The 19,840-nt window shown below is 61.6% G+C and carries 21 protein-coding genes and 2 tRNA genes; 12 read left to right on the forward strand and 11 right to left on the reverse strand.

Annotation, left to right across the window (positions count from 1 at the left end):
* The first annotated feature begins 75 nt into the window (after positions 1-75).
* The 3 genes from FJ973_RS05635 (at position 76) to FJ973_RS05645 (ending at position 3,707) form a co-directional block, all read left to right on the forward strand.
* Positions 76-873 (forward strand): xanthine dehydrogenase family protein subunit M, encoded by a 798-nt coding sequence (locus FJ973_RS05635; protein ID WP_140555122.1) that lies wholly within the window; start codon positions 76-78, stop codon positions 871-873.
* 192 nt (positions 874-1,065) lie between these two features.
* Complete coding sequence (locus FJ973_RS05640; protein WP_140517169.1) at positions 1,066-2,088, forward strand: acyltransferase; 1,023 nt, start codon at positions 1,066-1,068, stop codon at positions 2,086-2,088.
* 239 nt (positions 2,089-2,327) lie between these two features.
* Entirely contained in the window at positions 2,328-3,707 is a 1,380-nt protein-coding gene (locus tag FJ973_RS05645) for an OFA family MFS transporter (RefSeq protein WP_140495731.1), read from the forward strand.
* Positions 3,708-3,862: 155 nt separating this feature from the next.
* Here the strand turns inward: FJ973_RS05645 and FJ973_RS05655 are convergent, their stop codons facing one another.
* Positions 3,863-4,357, reverse strand: a complete 495-nt coding sequence (locus FJ973_RS05655) for a GNAT family N-acetyltransferase (RefSeq protein ID WP_140495733.1) — start codon at positions 4,355-4,357, stop codon at positions 3,863-3,865.
* Positions 4,354-5,112 (reverse strand): copper homeostasis protein CutC, encoded by a 759-nt coding sequence (locus tag FJ973_RS05660; RefSeq protein ID WP_140555124.1) that lies wholly within the window; start codon positions 5,110-5,112, stop codon positions 4,354-4,356. Before FJ973_RS05660 ends, FJ973_RS05655 begins: the two co-directional genes overlap by 4 nt.
* 199 nt (positions 5,113-5,311) lie before the next feature.
* Between FJ973_RS05660 and FJ973_RS05665 the strand changes: the two genes are divergently transcribed.
* A complete protein-coding gene (locus FJ973_RS05665; RefSeq protein WP_140495735.1) occupies positions 5,312-5,740 on the forward strand; it encodes an SRPBCC domain-containing protein in 429 nt (142 codons plus the stop codon).
* Between the two features lie 122 nt (positions 5,741-5,862).
* The gene (locus tag FJ973_RS05670; protein ID WP_140495736.1) at positions 5,863-6,318 is read left to right on the forward strand and encodes a carboxymuconolactone decarboxylase family protein; all 456 of its coding nucleotides are present in this window, start codon (positions 5,863-5,865) and stop codon (positions 6,316-6,318) included.
* Between the two features lie 69 nt (positions 6,319-6,387).
* Here the strand turns inward: FJ973_RS05670 and FJ973_RS05675 are convergent, their stop codons facing one another.
* The 4 genes from FJ973_RS05675 to FJ973_RS05690 form a co-directional block, all read right to left on the reverse strand.
* The gene (locus FJ973_RS05675) at positions 6,388-6,834 is read right to left on the reverse strand and encodes a hypothetical protein (RefSeq protein ID WP_140495737.1); all 447 of its coding nucleotides are present in this window, start codon (positions 6,832-6,834) and stop codon (positions 6,388-6,390) included.
* Positions 6,835-7,063: 229 nt separating this feature from the next.
* On the reverse strand, positions 7,064-7,495 hold the full coding sequence (locus tag FJ973_RS05680; protein ID WP_140495738.1) for a cupin domain-containing protein: 432 nt from the start codon (positions 7,493-7,495) through the stop codon (positions 7,064-7,066).
* Between the two features lie 107 nt (positions 7,496-7,602).
* Positions 7,603-7,953 carry a RidA family protein gene (locus FJ973_RS05685; RefSeq protein WP_140555125.1) on the reverse strand — a complete coding sequence of 117 codons (351 nt, stop codon included), beginning with the start codon at positions 7,951-7,953 and terminating at the stop codon, positions 7,603-7,605.
* A gap of 70 nt (positions 7,954-8,023) precedes the next feature.
* Positions 8,024-9,370 (reverse strand): FAD-dependent oxidoreductase, encoded by a 1,347-nt coding sequence (locus FJ973_RS05690; RefSeq protein ID WP_246674704.1) that lies wholly within the window; start codon positions 9,368-9,370, stop codon positions 8,024-8,026.
* A 214-nt stretch (positions 9,371-9,584) separates the two neighbouring features.
* Between FJ973_RS05690 and FJ973_RS05695 the strand changes: the two genes are divergently transcribed.
* Positions 9,585-10,586, forward strand: coding sequence for an ornithine cyclodeaminase family protein (locus FJ973_RS05695; protein ID WP_181170869.1), 1,002 nt, complete (start codon positions 9,585-9,587; stop codon positions 10,584-10,586).
* Positions 10,519-11,733: an aminotransferase class V-fold PLP-dependent enzyme gene (locus tag FJ973_RS05700; protein WP_246675824.1), complete on the forward strand. Its 1,215-nt coding sequence runs from the start codon at positions 10,519-10,521 to the stop codon at positions 11,731-11,733. Before FJ973_RS05695 ends, FJ973_RS05700 begins: the two co-directional genes overlap by 68 nt.
* A 6-nt stretch (positions 11,734-11,739) precedes the next feature.
* On the opposite strand, the gene FJ973_RS05705 is transcribed toward FJ973_RS05700, so the two are convergent.
* Together FJ973_RS05705 and FJ973_RS05710 are read right to left on the reverse strand one after the other, a co-directional pair.
* A complete protein-coding gene (locus FJ973_RS05705; RefSeq protein ID WP_140555129.1) occupies positions 11,740-12,744 on the reverse strand; it encodes a LysR substrate-binding domain-containing protein in 1,005 nt (334 codons plus the stop codon).
* Positions 12,745-12,897: 153 nt separating this feature from the next.
* The gene (locus tag FJ973_RS05710) at positions 12,898-14,193 is read right to left on the reverse strand and encodes an amidase (protein WP_181167635.1); all 1,296 of its coding nucleotides are present in this window, start codon (positions 14,191-14,193) and stop codon (positions 12,898-12,900) included.
* Positions 14,194-14,745: 552 nt separating this feature from the next.
* On the opposite strand from FJ973_RS05710, the gene FJ973_RS05715 reads away from it, so the two are divergent.
* The 3 genes from FJ973_RS05715 to FJ973_RS05725 all read left to right on the forward strand — a co-directional run bounded on the left by FJ973_RS05715 (position 14,746) and on the right by FJ973_RS05725 (position 17,016).
* The gene (locus tag FJ973_RS05715) at positions 14,746-15,531 is read left to right on the forward strand and encodes a transporter substrate-binding domain-containing protein (protein ID WP_140495742.1); all 786 of its coding nucleotides are present in this window, start codon (positions 14,746-14,748) and stop codon (positions 15,529-15,531) included.
* Between the two features lie 74 nt (positions 15,532-15,605).
* A complete protein-coding gene (locus tag FJ973_RS05720; protein WP_140495743.1) occupies positions 15,606-16,328 on the forward strand; it encodes an ABC transporter permease subunit in 723 nt (240 codons plus the stop codon).
* Between the two features lies 1 nt (position 16,329).
* Positions 16,330-17,016, forward strand: a complete 687-nt coding sequence (locus FJ973_RS05725; protein ID WP_140495744.1) for an ABC transporter permease subunit — start codon at positions 16,330-16,332, stop codon at positions 17,014-17,016.
* Positions 17,017-17,466: 450 nt separating this feature from the next.
* Here the strand turns inward: FJ973_RS05725 and FJ973_RS05730 are convergent.
* Positions 17,467-17,541, reverse strand: a tRNA-Asn gene (locus tag FJ973_RS05730).
* Positions 17,542-17,761: 220 nt separating this feature from the next.
* Here FJ973_RS05730 and FJ973_RS05735 point away from each other — a divergent pair.
* Positions 17,762-18,022 carry a hypothetical protein gene (locus FJ973_RS05735; protein WP_140495745.1) on the forward strand — a complete coding sequence of 87 codons (261 nt, stop codon included), beginning with the start codon at positions 17,762-17,764 and terminating at the stop codon, positions 18,020-18,022.
* A 55-nt stretch (positions 18,023-18,077) separates the two neighbouring features.
* On the opposite strand, the gene FJ973_RS05740 is transcribed toward FJ973_RS05735, so the two are convergent.
* The gene (locus tag FJ973_RS05740) at positions 18,078-18,329 is read right to left on the reverse strand and encodes a hypothetical protein (RefSeq protein WP_140495746.1); all 252 of its coding nucleotides are present in this window, start codon (positions 18,327-18,329) and stop codon (positions 18,078-18,080) included.
* A 221-nt stretch (positions 18,330-18,550) separates the two neighbouring features.
* On the opposite strand from FJ973_RS05740, the gene FJ973_RS05745 reads away from it, so the two are divergent.
* A tRNA-Cys gene (locus FJ973_RS05745) sits at positions 18,551-18,624 on the forward strand.
* 3 nt (positions 18,625-18,627) lie between these two features.
* Here the strand turns inward: FJ973_RS05745 and FJ973_RS05750 are convergent.
* Positions 18,628-19,833 (reverse strand): site-specific integrase, encoded by a 1,206-nt coding sequence (locus FJ973_RS05750; RefSeq protein ID WP_181170870.1) that lies wholly within the window; start codon positions 19,831-19,833, stop codon positions 18,628-18,630.
* Between the last annotated feature and the right edge of the window lie 7 nt (positions 19,834-19,840).

The raw sequence follows: 19,840 nt of genomic DNA on the forward strand, positions 1-19,840 counted from the left end.
AAATTACCGACCAATGCTACTCACTAATCACTACTGACTACTGACTATCCACTCTTCACCAGGGAGAGCCTCCAAATGTACGCAGTCAATTACCACCGCGCCGCCTCAGTCGCCGATGCCGCGAAGCTCGTCACGGGCGGCGACGCCAAGTTGCTGTCGGGCGGCATGACCCTGATCCCGGCCATGAAGACGCGGCTGGCGGCCCCCTCCGATGTCGTCGACCTGTCGCGGATCAAGGAATTGCAAGGGGTGACAGTGTCCGGCAGGGCAGTCACGATCGGCGCCGCCACCACGCATTTCGATGTTGCCAGCGACGACAAGTTGAAACAGGCCTGCCCGGCGCTCGCGCATCTGGCATCGCTGATCGGCGATCCGGCAGTGCGCTATAGGGGCACGATCGGCGGCTCGATCGCCAACAACGACCCTGCGGCCGATTATCCAGCGGCCATGCTGGCGCTAAATGCCACCATCATTACCAACACGCGCCAGATCGCGGCCGACAAGTTCTTCACAGGCCTGTTCGAGACGGCGCTGGAGGACGGCGAAATCCTCACGGCCGTCACCTTCACCGCACCGGCAAAGGCAGCCTATAAAAAATTCCGCAATCCGGCCTCCCGCTACGCCATTGTCGGCGTGTTCGTGGCCAAGGGTGAGGACGGCGTCAGGGTGGCCGTGACCGGGGCCGGCGACGATGGCGTCTTCCGCTCGAAGGAGATCGAGGCCGCGCTCGCGAAGGACTTCGTGGCTTCGGCGCTCGACGGCGTCAAGGTGCCGGCGACCAAGCTGATGAGCGATATCCACGCTTCCGCCGACTACCGTGCCAATCTGGTCGCGGTCATGGCTAAGCGCGCGGTGGCCGCCGCCAACGCCTGATTCCTTCCTGCTCCTGTCAGGCAGGAGAGGGACTTCTCGCCCCTTTTCCGCAGATGGGCGCATTGTGGCAATCTCGCACTTGCACAAAGCGATATTGCACTGCACTATGCCGGCGATCAAACGCGAGCCGGGTTCGGAGTGTTCATCACGACCTGCGACCCTATTCGCATGTTTCAATGCGAAGGGAGCGGCATGACCGACATCTCCGCGACGCATGTTGTGCCGCCAAGATCCGTCGCCGACAGATCCGCCAGGACAAGACTGGCCTATCTCGACGGCTGGCGCGGACTTTCGATCGCGCTGGTGCTCATTGGCCATTTCTTTCCCGTTGCAGGGATCAATCTCGGCGTACTGGGCGTCGAATTCTTCTTCGTGCTCAGCGGCCGGCTGATGGCCGAGATCCTGTTCGTCGAGCGCTACCCGCTGAAGAAATTCTTCAAGCGCCGCTTCTCCCGCATCTATCCCGCGCTGCTGGTGTTCGTGATCGTTTCGATGATTGCGCTGTCGGGCACGTTCGTCGCCTTCAAATGGAAGGCGGCGCTGACGGCGCTGACATTCACCTACAACTATGCCGGAATTCTCGTGAACCGCGCCGGCGCGCTCGACCACATCTGGTCGCTCTGTGTCGAAGAGCATGCCTACATCATCCTGGCAGCGATCAGCGCACTTGTCGCAAGCCGTAGCCGCGTCATCCCGCTGCTCCTGGTGCTGGCGGTGCTGGCCATGGCAAACGGTGCGGTTTCGTACTGGTTCCTGCACATGGACTACGAGACCACATACTGGCGCACCGACGTGCATATTGCGTCGATCCTGCTGTCGGCCGCCATCTGCCTGCTGAAGACCGACGGCAAGCTGCCGGCCCTGTTGAAGGGCCCTTATGTGGCGGTGGCGGCGGCCATCGCGGCGGTGCTTCTGTTCATGGACCCGGTACCAACCCCGATCCACTATCTGGTCGCCGTGCCGCTCCTGGCGCTTGCCGTCAACGCTCTCGATTTCAGCACGAGATTGTTTTCTGGACTGCTGTCGTCCTGGCCTATGGCGACGTTGGGTCTATGGTCCTATTCGCTCTATCTGTGGCAGCAGCCATTCTACAAATTCGTCTATGAGCGAGGCAGCGACCCATGGCTGATGCTGGCTGGGGTCTTTGCCTGCGCGCTCTGCAGCTATTATGTCATCGAGCGGCCGTCGCGTGAGTGGCTGAACCGCAACTGGTGAGTGACGCCGCAGTGTCCCTCCCTTGCGTTGCCTAGCGGCCAAGGTCAGCCTCGCTCGATGCCGCCTGTCCGGCAGCTTGTTTGGTAAGTTCGTCCTAATATAGCCAGGGGTGACCTGGCGATCTGCTTGCCGGATAGCCCAATGTCCTTAGACATTGGTATTATGGCAGCTATTCCTTGTTGTCCCGCCCCGTGCTCCGCCTAGTTTATTCGAATCGGAGCATTGCATGGGAGGATGGAATGGCAACGACCAGGGAAAACGCCGGCGGCTGGCTCGACCGCTCGCGCACGATCGCCGAGCCCGGTTTCAGCAGATGGATGGTGCCGCCGGCGGCGTTGTGCATTCATCTTTGCATCGGTCAGGCCTACGCGTTCAGCGTCTTTAACCTGCCGATGTCGAAACTGATCGGTATCACCGATTCGGCGCCCGACGACTGGAAGCTGACCGGACTCGGCTGGATTTTTTCGATCGCGATCCTGTTTCTTGGCCTCGCGGCAGCCTTCGGCGGCGGTTGGCTGGATCGCGTCGGCCCGCGCAAGGCGATGGTCGCGGCCGCCTGCTGTTTCGGCGGCGGTTTCATCGTGTCGGCGCTCGGCGTCACCTTGCATCAACTGTGGATCATCTATCTCGGCTACGGCGTCCTGGGCGGCATCGGCCTCGGGCTCGGTTACATCTCCCCGGTCAAGACGCTGATCACCTGGTTTCCCGACCGGCCGGGCATGGCGACCGGCATGGCGATCATGGGGTTTGGCGGCGGAGCCTTCATCGCTTCGCCGCTTTCGGTCTATCTGCTGAAGCTGTTTTCGACCCCGCAGCATATCGGTGTCGCCGAAACCTTCATCGTGCTGGGCATTGTCTACTTCATCTTCATGCTGATCGGCGCTGTCATCGTCAGGGTGCCGCCCGATGGCTGGCGTCCGGCCGGCTGGACGCCGCCGACGACACAAAACACGATGGTGACAACCGCCAACGTCCATCTCGACGACGCGTTGAAGACACCGCAGTTCTGGCTGTTGTGGGGCGTGCTGTGCCTCAACGTGACGGCCGGCATCGGCGTCCTCGGCCAAGCCTCCGCCATGAGCCAGGAGATGTTCCCGGGACGCATCACGCCGGCCGCCGCCGCCGGCTTCGTCGGCCTGCTATCGATCTTCAACATGCTCGGCCGCTTCTTCTGGGCGTCGACCAGCGACTATATCGGCCGCAAGACGACCTACGCGGTCTTCTTCGTGCTGGGCGTGATCCTTTATGCAGTGGTGCCGTGGACGGGCCAGTCGGGCAACGTGTTCCTGTTCGTGCTGTTCTATGGCGTCATCTTGAGCATGTATGGCGGCGGCTTTTCCACCATTCCGGCCTATCTGCGCGATGTCTTCGGCGTGCGGTATGTCGGTGCCATCCATGGCCGCCTGCTGACGGCGTGGTCAGTGGCGGGCGTGCTGGGGCCGGTCCTGGTCAACTACATCAGGCAGTACCAGATCGATGCAGGAGTAGCGAAGGCCGATGCCTACACGGTCACCATGTACATCATGGCCGGCCTGCTCGTCGTCGGTTTCCTGCTCAACCTGATGATGCGGCCGGTGGATGCACGGTTCCACATGAAGGCCGAACCGGCTGCAGCGTAAGGAGAGTGATCATGGCGCAAGACAACAGCAATTCTGTCAAATTGGTCCTTGCCTGGCTGCTGGTCGGCATCCCGCTGTTGTGGGGGTTCTGGACGACGCTGGTCAGTGCAGCGGCGTTGTTCCAGTAGTGGCAGAGACCTGGAAAGGAGCAGCGCTCAGGCGATGATCCGCCTGACGTAGTAGCGCACCGCCTTCTTGCCGCCATGGATCACCGCGTCGCCGACCTCGGTGAAGCCGAGCGCTGCATGGAAGGCGTCCGAAGCCGGGTTGGGCGGGTCGGCATTGACCTCGCATGTGACCAGTGCATGGCCGGCGCGCGTGGCGTGCTCGAACAGGTCTTGGTAGAGCAGGCGGGCATGGCCGCGGCCACGAGCTTGCGCCGCCACCACGACGCGATCGACATAGACGAAGCGCTCGTAGCGTTCGCGAAACCAGAGAAAATTCGGACTGTCGTACCGAGCCCCTTGATCGAAGGTCATGATGAAGGCTTCGAGCGCGCCGATGCGGCGCGCATAGAACGCCTCGCCAAGCAGGAAAGACAGGCGCTCGGGCTCAAGCCACGACAATTCGGCGGCATGCTCGTTGTTGAGCGCGAGTATGGCCGCTTCGTCGCTTTGCCTGACACGGCTGATCGGGGAGAGGGCGGTCATGCCTTGGCCGCCGCGATCGTCGCTGCCACAAGCGGCGTATCGGTGAGCGTATTGCGATACTCGCGGTCGAGATCGGAGCCACCCATGCCGACCTTGGGATTGCGGTAGCGCATGGCGCTGGGCACGTCCTTAAGGACGGCGAAATGCATTTCGGACAGTCCGGTCCTTTGCCGCACCTCGGCAATGTTGCCGAGATCGAGCCCGCCGCAGCCGAGAATGACGATGCGGTCGCCCCCCTGTCGCACCAGGTCCGCCAGCAGCGACAGGCCCTCCATCGCCGTGTCGCGTTGGCCGCTGGTCAGCACGCGGCCGACCTTGCAACGGATCAGCGCTTCCAAAGCCTCGGCCGGGTCGCGCGTCATGTCGAAAGCGCGGTGACACGTGACGTTAAGGCCGCCGGCGGCCTCCGTCAGTTCGCTCATGCGGCGCTCATCGATGGTGCCTTCGGCGGTGAGGCAGCCGAACACCACGCCGGGCACGCCGAGGTCGCGCAGGGCGGCTACGTCGGCCAGCATCGAACGGTACTCGGTTTCGCTGTAGAGAAAATCGCCGCCACGCGGCCGCACCATGACATGGAACGGCACAATCGCCTGGTCGAGCGCGGCGCGCACGGTTCCCAAGCTCGGCGTGATGCCGCCTTCGACGAGGCTGGCGCACAGTTCGACCCTGTCGGCGCCGCCGGCCTGTGCGGCCAGAAGGCCATCAATGCCCTCGACACAGATTTCGATCAGCGGCGGGCGGGCTTCTTCAGTCAAGGTGTGATCCTGTCCATGATGTTGTGAGAAGCCCGTAGCACCCGCGCGGCGGGCGCGAAAGCAGGAACGGCACGGCGCATTGGACCAGGGGGCATTTCCCTGCTTGACAGTCTTATAACTACATGGTTATGAGTTAACCCATAGCCATCGAGTTATTGATCGCGAGCGGTGGCTCGACGACGACTAAGAGGAGCACGGCATGACACAGACCAAATCGATCGTCGTTGAACGGCTGATTCCGCATTCGGCGGAGAAGATATGGCGTGCGCTGACAGTGCCCGAACTCGTCGCAGAATGGCTCATGCAGAATGACTTCGCGCCGCAAGAGGGGCATCGCTTCACGTTCCGCGCTTCACCGGTACCGGGCTGGTCCGGGGTGACGAACTGCGTCGTGCTGAAAGTCGAGGCGCCACGCCTGCTTGCCTATAGCTGGGGCGACGGAAGCGAATCCGACAGCGGACTGAAAACCGTGGTGACCTGGTCGCTCACGCCTGAGGGCGCGGCGACCCGGGTGCGGATGGAGCACTCGGGGTTCCGGCCGGCCGACGAGCGTGGATATGTCGGCATGGGAAGCGGCTGGCCGCGTATTCTTGAGCGACTTGAGCAGGTGGCTGCGAAGCAAGGCTGAGCGCCGACTCTCCTCGACCAACCGGTCGCCATGGCCGGCGAACCACAACAAGTCTCCCGGATGCGCCGCTTCCGGGCATGGCAAACCGCGCCATGTTCAAAGGTTTCAAACGGAGAAAGACCATGGAAGCCAGGCTCAAGAACCCCGTGATGCTCATCCCCGGCGCCCTGCAGGCGCTGCTGGCGCTGGACAAGTCGACCGAGGCGGCCGATTTGCCCTATGTGACGCGCAAGCTCGTCCATCTGCGCGCCAGCCAGATCAATGGCTGCTCGGTTTGCGTCGACATGCATGCGCGCGAACTCAAGAAGGCTGGCGAGAAGGACGAACGCATCTTTGCCTTGTCGGCCTGGCGGGAGACGCCGTACTTCACCGATGCCGAACGCGCCGCGCTTGCCCTTGCCGAAGCCGGCACAAGGCTGGCCGACAGAACGGATGCCGTGACGGACGAGGTATGGGACGAGGCCGCCCGGCACTATGACGAAAAGGCGCTTGCCGGGCTCGTCATCCAGATCGCCGTGATCAACGCCTTCAACCGGCTGAACGCCACGACACGCCAAATGGTCGGCGCCTGGGGCTAAGGCCGCGCGAAGGCGAGCCGTGCCACGGTGCAATGGCGGCTGGACTCGCGGTGCACCAAACCTGCTTGCCTAGCCGGGCCGGGTCGCGGCCGGCGGCAATTCGAACAGTTTGGCGCCATTTTCCTCGCCGCGTTCGACATAGCCGATGGTGCGAAACCATTTTGCGATTTCCGGTCCCGTGAGCCAACTGCGGGAGTGAATAGGGAGATTGCCGGCGAGCGCCTGGATCTGCCTGATATGCCGCCTGCAGAAACGCACGGTCGCGGCCCTGAAAAAGCCCTCGCGCGCCGCGAACAGCGTGTCCGCGGCGTCGCCATGCTCGTGCCAGGCGACGATTGCTACGGTCCCGTCGCTGTCGACAAGGGCATGGGCGCGGCCCTCCTTCAGGTTCATCATCAGATTGTCGTAGGCGACCTTGCTGTCCTTGCCCGCGGCGATGTATTCGTCGGACATCCGCTTGGACAAATGGCGAAACACGTCTTCCAGATCGCCGACCGTCGCTGTTCGTGCTCTCATTTCTGCTCCTTGAGCCCCGGCAGGGAGTTTGCTCCAGGAAAAGGCATTCACCAAGCAAAGGGATTTCGCGAAAAACCCAACGGGGGGAATCCGGTTCCGCCGGTAAGGCGGGCAACCGGCGTAGCATCGTCAGCCCGGTCGTGCGGAACCGGATGTGAAGAGCTGGGCCAACGCTTAACGCGGCGCGCTCCCGTGGCGAGACAGTTCGAGGAGCCGGAGCAGCGGTGGCTTACTGGCGCAAAACCGTGTTCTTGGTGCCTTCCTCGACCTGGTCGATCACCAGCAGCTTGACCGGGCCTTCACCGATATTGGTGGCCTGATGCCACTGCCCGATCATCTCGATGATGAAATCGCCAGTCTTGTAGGTGTTGCTGTTGCCGGTCTCGACATTGGTGACCTTCAACGTGCCGGCCTCGACATAGGCGTAGCGCGGGAACGGATGCTTGTGCACCGGCAAGGTCGCGCCCGGCGCTATGTCGTAGGTCGACACCAGCACCTGCACGTTCTTCTGCGGCAGCGTGATCGGCTGGCCGGAAGCGGTGGTCGTGCGCGAGGCGAGGGGTGTCACGACGACGGGTGTGCCGCTGCTGTCCAGCGCATGAGCGCCGGTCGCGAACGCCGCAGCCGCCAGCAGCAATGCCGATGCCAGGACTTTTCGCATGATTCCTCCCCAAACCGCCGCATCTATCGCGCCGCGAAGGCCGGTGCGCAAGCATGTCCCTGACGAATCTGATTGGACTCGCTGGCCTGGACGTGGCGGGCGACGTGTCAAATCGCTGCGGTAAGCTGGATCTCGACACGGATCTCGGGCAAGGCGAAGCTCGCCCCGACCGTGGCGCGTGCCGGGGGCTCCACGCCGTCGAGCCATGTGACCCAAGCCTTGTTCATCGCGTCGAAGTCTTCGACATCCCTCAACCAGATCTGCGCGACCAGCAGCTTCGATCTATCCGAACCGACGCTCGCCAGAAGGCGATCCGCCTTTTCCAATATCTCCTTCGTCTGGTCAGACGTGCCGGTTTTCTTGTCATCGGCCGTCAAGCCCGAGAGATAGGCCGTGCCGTTGTGAACGACGATACGGCTAAGCCGTTCGTTCTTGTCGAATCGTTCGATGTTCCCCATGGCGGAGGCCCCTGGTTGCGTTGGTCAAAAGCAGGCCGCCGTACGCAATCCAGCGGTCTGCTGAGCGGGATCAGACGTGCGCGACAGCGGAGCGCTGGGCGTGGGCCTGGAAGAAGCGTTGCGGACGAAACGTTTCCATTTCGTCATGGATTTTGCCGCGCACGACTTCGTCGGCGACCACCTTGCCCAATTGCGGGCCGATGGTCACACCACTGTGCGTTACGGCCATGTAGTGGCCGACGATATCCGGCATGGCGCCGGCACAGGTGTAGCCGTCCTCCGGGAACGGCCGGACCGTCGTGCGAATGGCTTCCACACCTGCGTCGCGGAGCGAAGGCAGGACCTTGGTCGCCGCATCCAGGAGCGTCGCCGCCTCGTTCCCGGCAGGGCTGAGCACCTCCGGCTTCTCCAGGGTCATGTCTACCGAGACCTTATGGATCATGATGCGCCCCGCTCCGTCGGGACGGATATCCAGATCGTCGGCATGCAGCTGGCTTCGGAGCGTCAACGCCACCGGCGGGGTGAAGGCGAGCACGCCTATGGTCGAGGAAAGTGGAATACCCTGGGCATCGCCGAGCCTCTCACTAGACCAGCCGCCGGTGCAGCTCACGACGGCATCCGCAGCGTGTCGGCCTCCGTTCGCCGTCCGAACTGCCCGTACGCGCCCGCTTTCGGTCTCGATCTCGGTCACGCGTGAACCGAGTTTGACCTGTGCTCCCCAGCGCTCCTTCGCCGCCCGCAAAAGCCAGGCCGAGTAGAGCACCGGATCGACCCAGCCCTCTTCCGGATAGTAGGAGATTGGACAATCGCCGAAGGCGGAGGCATCGATATCGGGCTCCATCTCGGCGACGCGCTTCTTGTCGATCCACTCGACGCCGTAGCCCCATTCCTTCATCTGCCTGAAGTTCTCGAAATAATCGTCCATCGACTCCGGCACTGTTCGCCAATCGAAACTGCCGGTCTGGGTGAACCAGGGAGCGACGCCGAAGTCGCGCTTGAGTTCAAGATGGGCGCGCATTCCCGAGACGTTCAGATCGAAATACGGCCGGGGCTGCTTGGTCGTCGCATTTGTCCAGGCAAAGCTTACCGCCGACGTGCCGCCTGCTATCCGTCCGGCCTCCAGCACGACGACGCTTGCTCCCGCCTTGGCGCATTCATAGGCGGCGGAACTGCCGACGATACCGGAACCAATGACCACGACACGCATAAAAATGACCTCCAAAAATTCCCGGGCTAATGACGTCATCCGATACGAGTAATCTCTGAAAGACGAATCGATGCAAATGCCGCTATATCGTTGAGAGATGTTGCTGGAGTTCTTGACAGTACTGCTGACGCCGCTCTTCTTAATTCGATCGGCGCCTGCGATGTGTTTGCAACCCCGCACAACATCCTCGGTTGCCTGAAAACATTGCAATGGGTGCCAACTGCGGTCAATTGAACTGGTCGCTGCCGTTCATGGCCAAAAGTTATGAACCAATGTCCCAGCCATCTGCGGCTGCCCAGGTCGGCCCATTAGCCCGCACGGGCAACTTCTCGTGCGAAGTTATCAAATTCGGGCGCAACCGTTTGCGAGAGCAATGCTACGCTTATCGGCGCATCGGGGATCGCGGAATGGAAGAGACTGCACGGTGAGTGGCGAGCCGGAATTCCTCCTGATCGACAAGAACGCGATCCGGGACATTTTGAGCCTATCCCTGGCTCTTGAAGCGACCGAGGCCGCACTGCGCAAAACATCGAGCGGCATGGCGCGCCAGCAGATCAGGCGCACACTTGAGCTGCCGGGTGCGGCCGGGAGTTGTCTGTCGCTTATGTATGCTGCGCTGGATGACCGGCCGCTGTTCGGGGCGAAGGTGCTTTCCGTGTTTCCTGACAATTTCGCGCATGGGTTCGCGTCTCATCGCGGCGGTGTCTTCCTGTTCGACAAGGATCATGGACGGCCTGTAGCCTTGATCGACGGGGGAGAGCTTACGGCTTGGCGGACCGCGGCGGCCAGTGCTGTCGCGACGAGGGCACTTTCGCGCGAAGACAGCACCTCGCTGACACTGTTCGGATATGGCGAGCAAGCGCGCCGGCATGTCGCGGCTATTGCGGACGTCCGGCCGATCCATGCGATCCATGTTTGGGGTCGCGACTTTGCAAAGGCGCAGCACTTCGCCGAGGAGCAGTCAGCCGCCGGATTCCAGGCGAAGGCACATCGCGACCCTGGCGAGGCCGTTCGCGAGGCCGACATCATCTGCACCACGACATCTTCCGAAAAGCCGGTGCTGTGCGGCGAATGGCTTCCGCCTGGTGTCCATATCAATGCGGTCGGGGCGAGCGTCGCTTCATGCCGCGAGCTCGACCTCGACTGTGTGCGCAGAGCGCAGATCTGGGTCGACTACCTGCCTATGGCGCTGACGGCCGCGGGAGAACTGATCGAGGCGATTGAAACCGGCGTGATCGGCGTCGATCATATCCGTGGCGAGGTCGGCGACGTGCTGGCAGGTGCGAAACCCGGCCGCACTGGCGACGATCAGATCACGCTTTTCCGGTCTCTCGGCGTTCCCGCGCAAGACATCGAGCTTGCCAATCTTGTCTATATCTCCGCCCGCAACGCCGGACTCGGCACCTCAATTGATTTCAGGTTGTGATGCCATGCTGAGCTGCCAACGAGATCTCTTCTCCATTCCCCGCGAGACAGCTTATCTGGATGTCGCATACATGTCTCCGATCCCGACCGCCGCCGTCGCGGCCGGCGAGGCCGGCGTCAGGGTGAAAGCCGAACCCTGGAAAATGACCATCGCCTCCTATTACGACGAGGTGGAAGAGGCTCGGCAGCTCGCCGCATCAATGGTGGGCGCCGATGCCGATGAGATCGCCATTGTGGCCGCCACCAGCTATGGCATGGCTATCGCAGCCGCCAACGTTTTGGTTGCGGCAGGTTCGGCCATCCTTCTGATGGAGAACGAACACACCTCGCACAGATATGTCTGGTATGACCTCGCGCAACGCGCCGGCGCCTGCGTTGATATCGTCCCGCAACCAGCCGACGGCGACTGGACCAGCGCGATCGTATCGGCAATCCAAGACTCGAGCCGTCCCATCGCGGTCGTTGCGGGGACGCTGGTGCATTGGTTCGAGGGCGTGGCGATCGACCTGGAGGCGGTGGCCGCCGCCACACGGGCAGCGGGCGCCAGTCTTGTCGTTGACGGAACCCAGTGGGTTGGCGCGATACCCTTCGATGTCCGGCGCGTCCGACCGGACTTTCTCGTCTTTGCCACCTACAAGTTCCTTCTGGGGCCATATCGCCTCGCATTCCTTTACGCCGACCGGCGTTGGCACACAGAGGGGCGCACTCTGGAGCATCATTCATGGAACCGGATGGGCGGGGACAAATCGGACTTCTACAAGGTGGCCGTGGCCGAGTTTCTTCCCGGCGCGCGGCGGTTCGACATGGGGGAACGCTCCGATTTCGCGGTCCTGCCTATCGCAATCGCCGCAATGAAGCTCATCCGCGGTTGGACCGTCGGGCGCGTGTTTGAGCGCCTGCGTCACCTTAATGAGCTTGTCTGGGCGCAGGCGGAAAGCAGAGGGCTGCCGGTCGCGCGTCCGCGACACCCAACGCCCCATATCGCGATCCTCGACATAGGGGGCCGTCTCGCGCCGAATGCGGCACAAGAGCTGAAGCGGGCTGACGTGCACGTCACGCTGCGCGGCACGAAGATGCGCGTGTCGCCGCATGTCTACAATGACGAAGCCGATATCGGCCGCCTGTTCGAATGCCTGCCGCTCCGCTAGAGGCTTTCAGCGGTGAATGAAAACAGTTCTGTCGGCCTGGCGGCGAGGACCCAGGGCGGTGATTCCTGCCTCTACGCCGTTCATAAAGCTTCGCGTCGTCTGGATAAGATGCTCGGTGAAGGCGTCCGCCGCCGTCGATGCAATGACACCCCAAGGCCGGTAGACGCTGAGGTTCAGATCGAGACGTGGCCGGAAATCCCTGATCTCGATCGGCAGGTCGCGTGCCAGCCACGCCGAAAGCCTGTCGACGACGCTCACGCCCGCCCCGGACGCGACAAGGGCGATGCACGCACTGGACAGACTGGCCTCTATCTTCAACAGACGTCCCACTCCGCGTTCTTCGTACAAGGCATCGAGCTGCTGCCGCATCGGATCAGCGGAGCCCATCGAGATGAAGTCGAGACCGTCGAGATCTTCTGCCTGCACCACGTCGAGCTCGGCCAGACGGTGACCCGCCGGCATGACGCAAACCGGTGGGGTCGCTGTCAGCGCTCGCCTGACGATTGAAGAATTCTCGTCCGATGCCGTTACGCCTATTCCGATGTCGAGCTGATTGCGGCTCGCCCGCTGCACCACCGTGGCGGAGCTGCGGATATCCAGGGAAATCGACACGGATGGATGCTGTTTTGAGAAGCTCGTGATGATGGATGGCAGCAGCGTGGACCCGAAGGCCGGGAGCGCGCAGATATTCAACCTGCCACTTCGTAGCTCGCGTATCTCCCTCGCGGCGCGCGAGATGCCGCGCGCGGACTCGAAAACGCGCTTCACCTCGGCATAGAGCATGTGCGCTTCAGGAGTGGGGATCAGCCGCTGCCGGCTTTTCCTGAACAGCTGGAAATCCGCCTTCTCGCTGAGTTGCTGGAGCATCTTGCTGACAGCCGGCTGCGTGATGTCAAGTGCGTCGGCCGCCTTGGTGGTTGTTCCATGCAGCATGACCGAAGCGAAGACCTCGATCTCGCGAGGCGTAAACTCTGCCTCCTTCGTGACGGTGTCCTTTTCGCCAAATTTCATGCCCGCTTACCTTGCCAGGCAGCTGGATCGCTGTGCCGAAACAGCGAGCTGCGAACGCCAAGATTAATGGGAAGGGTCGGATGTTCCAAGAGGCGCGCGAAGGAAGTTTATTCCTGGAGGTTATGAACTTTCAGCGATTTGGCGGAACTGATTTCAGTTGCTTGTCAACATTTCGGCGAGATCGAGCAAACCGGCGTCCTGACCCGGACCTGCGGCCAGTTGCACCGACACCGGAAGCCCGTCAGGAACCGGCAAAGGAATAGCCAACGCCGGCATGCCAAGCATATTTGCCCAGCGGCGGAAGCGGCCGCCGGCCAGTCCCCACGGCACCATTTCCCCATTCACCTCGGTAAGTTCGTCGGAAAGCCGCGGCGCCGATCCAGGCGCCGTAGGAATGGCAAAAGCGTCCAGGCCCGCGATTTTCTCCAGAAACCGGCCTCGCACGCCGTTACGGATTTCGATGGCGCTATCATAGGCGCCGGCATGGATGCGAATGCCGCCCTGCAGGAATGAGTGAACCGCGTCGCCGACCATGTCCGGCTTCTGCTCGATTGCATTGCGGTAGATTCGCGCGAACTCACATTGGAGGATTGTCAGTCCCGCGGCAACGAACGCCTCCCTGTCGTCGAAGGTGATCTCGACCGTGCGCACTTCAGGACGATCGAGCATGGTAGCCAACGCGATATCGACTGACGTGTCGACGTGAGCGCCAAGCAGTTCGGGGCAGATGCCGATCGTGATGCCCGTTGTCGTTTTGCTGCCCCCGCTTGCCGACGGGGCGAGCCGTTTTCCGGCAAGCGCCTCGGTCATCAGGCGAACGTCCCTGACCGAGCGTGCAAGAACGCCGACGCAGTCCAGCGAAGGCGCTATGCTCATGACGCCCTGCACAGCGATCAGATCATTCGTCGGCTTGTAACCGAACAAGCCGGTTGCAGCAGCCGGGGATCGGTTTGACCCGCCGCTGTCCGTGCCAACCGCTGCCAGGCAAAAACCGGCCGCGACCGCTGCGGCCGACCCGCTGCTCGTGCCACCTGTCCCACGGTCCGGATCAAGCGGGTTGGCGACCTTGCCGTGCCAAGGATTGTCGTGGCCGCCGACGCACAGTTCGTGCAGGTTCGTCTTGCCGATGATGATGGCGCCGGCCGCCTGAAGATTGGCAATGCATGTTGCCGTTTCCGTCGCGACGTGATCCCGAAACAACCGGGAGCCAGCCGTTGTCGGCCAATCCTTGACGTCGATAACGTCTTTGACCGCGATCGGCACGCCATGCAGCGGGCCGCGCCTGTGACCGGATCTGATTTCGCGTGTGGCCTGAAGCGCGGCGTCCAGGGCATCAGCTTCGGCCACGAAAATCATCGCCTTGATGTGTTCATTCAGTTCCTGGATGCGATCGAGGCAACCCTCCATGATTTCCACGGGCGACAGGCCGGCAGCGATCTTTTCGCTCATCTCCTCGATGGACCGGCAAGGGCTGCTATTCATATGACGACCTTAGAGCGAACGCACCGGACCGACCGCATTGCGGCCGGCCATCCCGGAACCAGCCGACGATGCCACATCAGAAATTTGGTGGACAGTCGCGAGCTTATTCCCGTGGGCGCGGGACTATCGCTGAAAGCTCATAGGCGCGATCAATGGCGGCGTCGTGAACCGTTCAATTCAGCCCTGTCCTCGCACGCGCCGATCAATGAGCGCCGATCGTTTGCCGGTCGCCGGACTGCGTCACTCGAAGGGGCTATCGTCATAACTATTGGTGATGAACCGCACGGCAGGGGGCATTAGATCGAGATCATTTGAACTGTTAGCGTTTTCAAACACCGCCCTGAAAGAAGGTCGACCGAGCCGAATGGCCAAGTTCGCATCGCCGACATCCGAACCAGTCCACGATGCTCGATGCTGCCGGCTGGCCACGGGCCGACGTCGAAAGATCGGCAGATGCCCGGCTACCAGCATCATCATTGCGGAAGATACAAATCCACATAAACAAAAAGGGGAACAATCATGAAAAAGCTTGCACTCGCCTTGTCACTGATCGTGGCGGTATTTGGCGCCGCCAATTCATCGTCGGCGGCCGACGATGTCATCCGTTTCGGTGTCGCCGCGGAGCCATACCCGCCTTTCTCCGTCAAGGATGCCAGCGGCACCTGGCAGGGCTGGGAAATCGACCTGATGAATGCCGTTTGCAAAGAGATGAAGGCGAAATGTGAGATCGTCGATATCGCCTGGGACGGCATCATTCCCGCGCTGTTGGCCAAGAAGTTCGACGTCATCTGGAGCTCGATGTCGATCACGGACAAGCGCAAGGAGGTGATCGATTTCACCGACAAGTACTACTATTCGCCCAACGTGCTTGTCGGCGCCAAGGCGGATACGCGGCAGTTCGACGTGACCAAGCCGGAGACATTCAAGGGGATTGCGGTCGCGGCACAGAGTGCCAGCCTGCAGGCGACCTACATGCAGGATAAGTTCAACGGCATTGCCGAAGTGAAGATCTATCCAACACTCGATGACGAAATCGCGGACATCCAGGCCGGACGCGTGGATCTCATGGCTGCGGCAGGCATCCAGATCCAGGATTTCTTGAAGAAGCCGGAGGGCCAAGCTTATGAAATCAAGGTGACGCTGCCGCATGAGAAAATGTTTGGATACGGCGACGGCGGCGGCCTGCGCAAGGAGGACACCGCTCTGAGGGACCGCCTCAATGCAGCACTCAAGGCGGTGCGCGCCAGCGGCGAGTACGAGACGATCACCAAGCGCTATTTCGATTTCAACATTTACGGCGATTGATCATCTGGTTCAGGCCCAGGGGACGGCCGGCCCGGGGCGGCCGTCGCCATCTTCATTGAACTGGAACGCGCTGTATGAACTCGACCGTGTCTTGGGCAACCCTGCTCAGCTTCGGGGACAAGGGCTGGGGCGACGAATTGCTTCTTGGCGCTTGCCTGAGCCTTGGAATTTCGATCAGCGCCTATCTCGTGGGCCTGACCCTCGGCCTCATGGGTGCGGTGGCCAAGATCTCGAAGAACCGCGTGGCGGTCTCCGCAGCCGTTGCCTATACGACAATCATCCGGTCCGTACCGGACATTCTCATCATATTCCTCGTCTACTATACCGCGACGGACGCGTTGCGCTGGGCCGTGAGCCTGGCGGGACTGACTTCCGAATTCCAGGTCAATGGGTTTGTCGCCGCGACCCTGTCGCTTGGGATCGTTCAAGGCGGCTACAGCACGGAGGTCCTGCGCGGCGCGATCGTGGCCATCCCGCGAGGTCAGGTCGAGGCAGCCCATGCACTCGGTCTGACACGGCGCCAGACCTTCTTCCTGGTCACCGTGCCGCAAATGGTCCCCCTGGCCTTGCCGGGGCTTGGCAATTTGTGGCTGGTCGTTTTGAAGGAAAGCTCACTGGTCAGCCTGATCGGTTTTACCGAGCTCGTTCTCGCCGGCAAGATGGCTGCCGGCGCGACGCGCGATTACTTCATGTTCTATTGCGCGATCGCGTTCGTGTTCCTCGCCATGTCCGGCATATCGGCGATGCTTTTCCATGCCCTCGAAACAGCCACCGTCCGTGGCGGGAGGCGGGGCTAGCGTGACTGAGTTTGGAGCCTACCTTGCCAATCAGCTTCTGGCCGGCGTCCAGGTCACCATAATCCTGTTCCTCGGCTGTGCGGTGGTCGGCAATTTGCTTGCCATCCCGGTTGCACTGGCCCGGCTATCCAACAGCAAATGGCTGCGATATCCAGCGGTTGCGTTTATCCTCGCGTTCCGGGGGACCCCGCTCCTGGTCCAGCTTTACCTCTGCTACTTCGGTATCGGCCAAATTCTCTCGGGGATCCCCTCGATCCGCTACAGCCCGCTCTGGCCCATTTTGCGAGGCGCGGACTTCTATGCGTTTTTTACCCTTTCCCTGAACACCGCGGCCTACTGTGGCGAGATTTGGAGAGGGGCGATACAGGCCATTCCAGAAGGGCAGCGTGAGGCCGGCCAATCGCTTGGCCTGTCGAAAACACGGATCATGATTTCCGTCCTTCTCCCGCAGGCTTTCAGGTTGGCTTTGCCGGCGATCGGCGGCCAGAATATCCTGCTTTTGAAGGGGACCGCACTGGCGTCGACGATCACGGTGTTCGAACTCATGGGTGCGGCGAACCTCGTTCGCGCGCAGACATTTCGGGTCTACGAGCCTCTGTTCGCCGCCGCGCTAGGATATTTCCTGCTGGCGGCATTGATCACTATCGGCTTTGGTTTCTTCGAGAGACGGCTTGCTCGACGACATTGAGCGGAACGGATCGGCATATCGAGCCGCTGCGTGGAAGGCGACGTGATCTTCAGGCCACGCCGAATTCGCCATAGGATCGCGCCGCTTCGATGACCTCGCCAAATCCCATTTTGCCAGCAGCGGCTATTTCGTCGCGGAACTGATCCCACGCTGTCGGGGCAGTTGGCGCGCTTGACCGCGTCGGACAAAAAACTTCTCGGCCTCTGCATGAACCGCAGGGTATTTCTTTAGCGCCTCCTGGTAAGTGGCACCAAGCGGGCACGAGGTGTTCTCGCGTGCCCAAAATGGTCCAAAGTTCTCCAGGGATTTTGCGCCTGTAGCCCCATCCGGCCTTGCCGCGCTTCTGAATGTGGTTCACGCCGATCGTCATAGCCCAGTGTACCCCGCAGTGTACCTCTGGGAGGCGGAAACCCTTGCAGTGCTTGGGTTTAAAGACATTTCTGGATTAAGTGGCTCCCCGGGCCGGATTCGAACCAGCGACCAACCGGTTAACAGCCGGTTGCTCTACCACTGAGCTACCGGGGAACAGAGGCTCTCATGCGAGTGGCGCAGCCTATAGCAAACCCTTTTCGGCTTTGCAAAGAACCATTTCGCATTTTTCCGAGACTTTTTCGCTCAGGCGTTTCTCGCAATCGGCGGCGTTCGTCCTCATATTAGCCGTCTTGCGAGGGCGCGGAACCGAATGCGCGGTCGCGGCTTTCGTCAAGTGACATCCTCAAACCACCAGACGGACCAGCCATTCGAGATGACGGCAGCAGAAGAAAACCAGGCACCGGCGCGAAAGATATCGGTCTTCGGGCGCAAGTTCACCATGCCGCGTTCGCGCGGCCTCAGGATTGCAATCGGCGTGCTTTTGACGATTGGCGGCATTCTGGGGTTCTTGCCGATTCTCGGTTTCTGGATGGTGCCGCTCGGACTTTTGGTGCTCTCCTACGAATTCGCCATGGTGCGCCGCCATCGGCGCCGGTTCGTCGTCTGGTGGGAACGGCGGCGCCGGCCGGATTGATCGGCCACGCCGGGGACCTTGCCCGGCTTCGTCGCGGCGGCCTTTGGGGCCCGAATCAAATCGCAGCGCTATCCTGCGTTCCAGTGCTCGCCTCCTCCGGGGCGTCCTGCTGGCCTGCTCTCAGATCCTCGCTGATTTCCTTCAGGACGGCGGAAGCCGAGGCAAGGCGCGCGCGGTCGCGCGGTGAAAGCCGGCCGGTGCCTTCTATCTTGAGGCAATCCATGGCGTAGCGCACCAGCTCCTCGCACCCCAGCAGCGGCGAGCTGTCCGCGTTGTTGGTCGACTCGTCCGGTTTGGCCAGCTGCATGGCGCAGTCCTCCTCGGCCTCAACGCAGCCCGGTGCGCGGAGTTTCTCCCGATCCTCCGCCATGCTTAACGGCTTGCTAACGCAGCTCGAACCGCCCCGTCTCGCATTTAGGGCGGGGTGCGAGGACTGGCGCAGGCGAAACCGTCGCGAATGCATTGTCGCCGCTTGACGGCTTTTTCGCCGCAACCTATTGGAACCGGGTGGAACGCCGGGAGTAACGAGGCCTCGTGGCGGAGTGGTTACGCAGAGGACTGCAAATCCTTGCACCCCGGTTCGATTCCGGGCGAGGCCTCCATTCTCAAGCGCGCTGTGCGCTTGATGAATGATTTTGTTCGATAAATTCGGTCGGTGTGGCAGCCGGAACCGAACCCTCACCGCCAAGGTGTGGCAATAAGTTCCCGAAATCCCCCCAGTCAATTCGTTGCACGGCCTGCCTGGCAAGGCGGGATTGATTCTTTCGGGCAGTGTAAATCTTCGACGTTTTTCCGTCGGACCAAGCGAACAGACCGTCCAGCATCGAATCAGTCGCCTCGTTGTCGGCGATATTTGTGGCCAGACCCTTGCGCACCGAGTGCGCGGTGCAATGCGGTAGCCCGGCCTGGCTGAACCATTCCGACACGCGCTGCGACAGGCCCTTGATCGAGTAGGGCTCACCGTATTCGGTCATCAGGTAGTAGAGGCCGGCGACTTTGTGCAGCGACAGGATGTGCCCCAGAATCGGGTGTATGGGCACTTCCAGCGTCTTCGGATTGCGGTTGCGGCCCTTGAAAACCCGGAACATGAACAAGTCGCCGCGGCGGTGCCGGGGGCCGATCGCCTGAAGGTCCGACACACGGAAGCCGACATACATCAGCAGAGCCAGCCCAAGCACCGCCTTCGAAGCGACGCCGTGATGCTCGAAATATTGCCGGATCTCGGCGCCCGTGATGGTGTGGTGGCCTTCCGTCTTCATGCGGTAGGAACGCACAAACTTGGCGGTGTTCACCTTCATGATGTGCTCGGGCTTGCCGTCGCGGCCGGGCCGTGTCGTGTCGAACACCTGGCGCAGGATCTTCAACCGCTCGTCGGCGGCGAATGGCGTTTCGGCCTTGCGGTCGCGCAGCTTCGTGATGTTGTCGATGGTCAGCAGCTTGATGGGCATGTCGGCGAAGATGTCGGTGCCATCCTTCTTCACCGGCTCGAGCCACATGGCGTCGATGATCTGGCGACGCTTGCCTTGCGTGGTCTTGTCGAGCTTCAGGAAAGCATCGGAGCGCATGTAGAGCATGCAGAGCCAGCGGAAGGTATTCGGCAGCGGTTGGCCAGGCAGGGCCTTCCGGACCGGCGCCGGCGCTGCGCCATTCTCGACTTGGTTGCGAGCCAACCAGTAGGCGGTCGAGAAGGCTTCACTGTCGGGATCCTTGGGCAAGCGACAAATGCGCACACCCTCGAAGCGGAAGTAGTAGCGCATGCTGCCATGGCGCGACTTATTCTTCTCGATGTAAGGCAGATCGATGGTGGCCAAATCCGAC

The sequence above is a fragment of the Mesorhizobium sp. B2-1-3 genome (genome assembly GCF_006442495.1).
Taxonomy (GTDB): domain Bacteria; phylum Pseudomonadota; class Alphaproteobacteria; order Rhizobiales; family Rhizobiaceae; genus Mesorhizobium.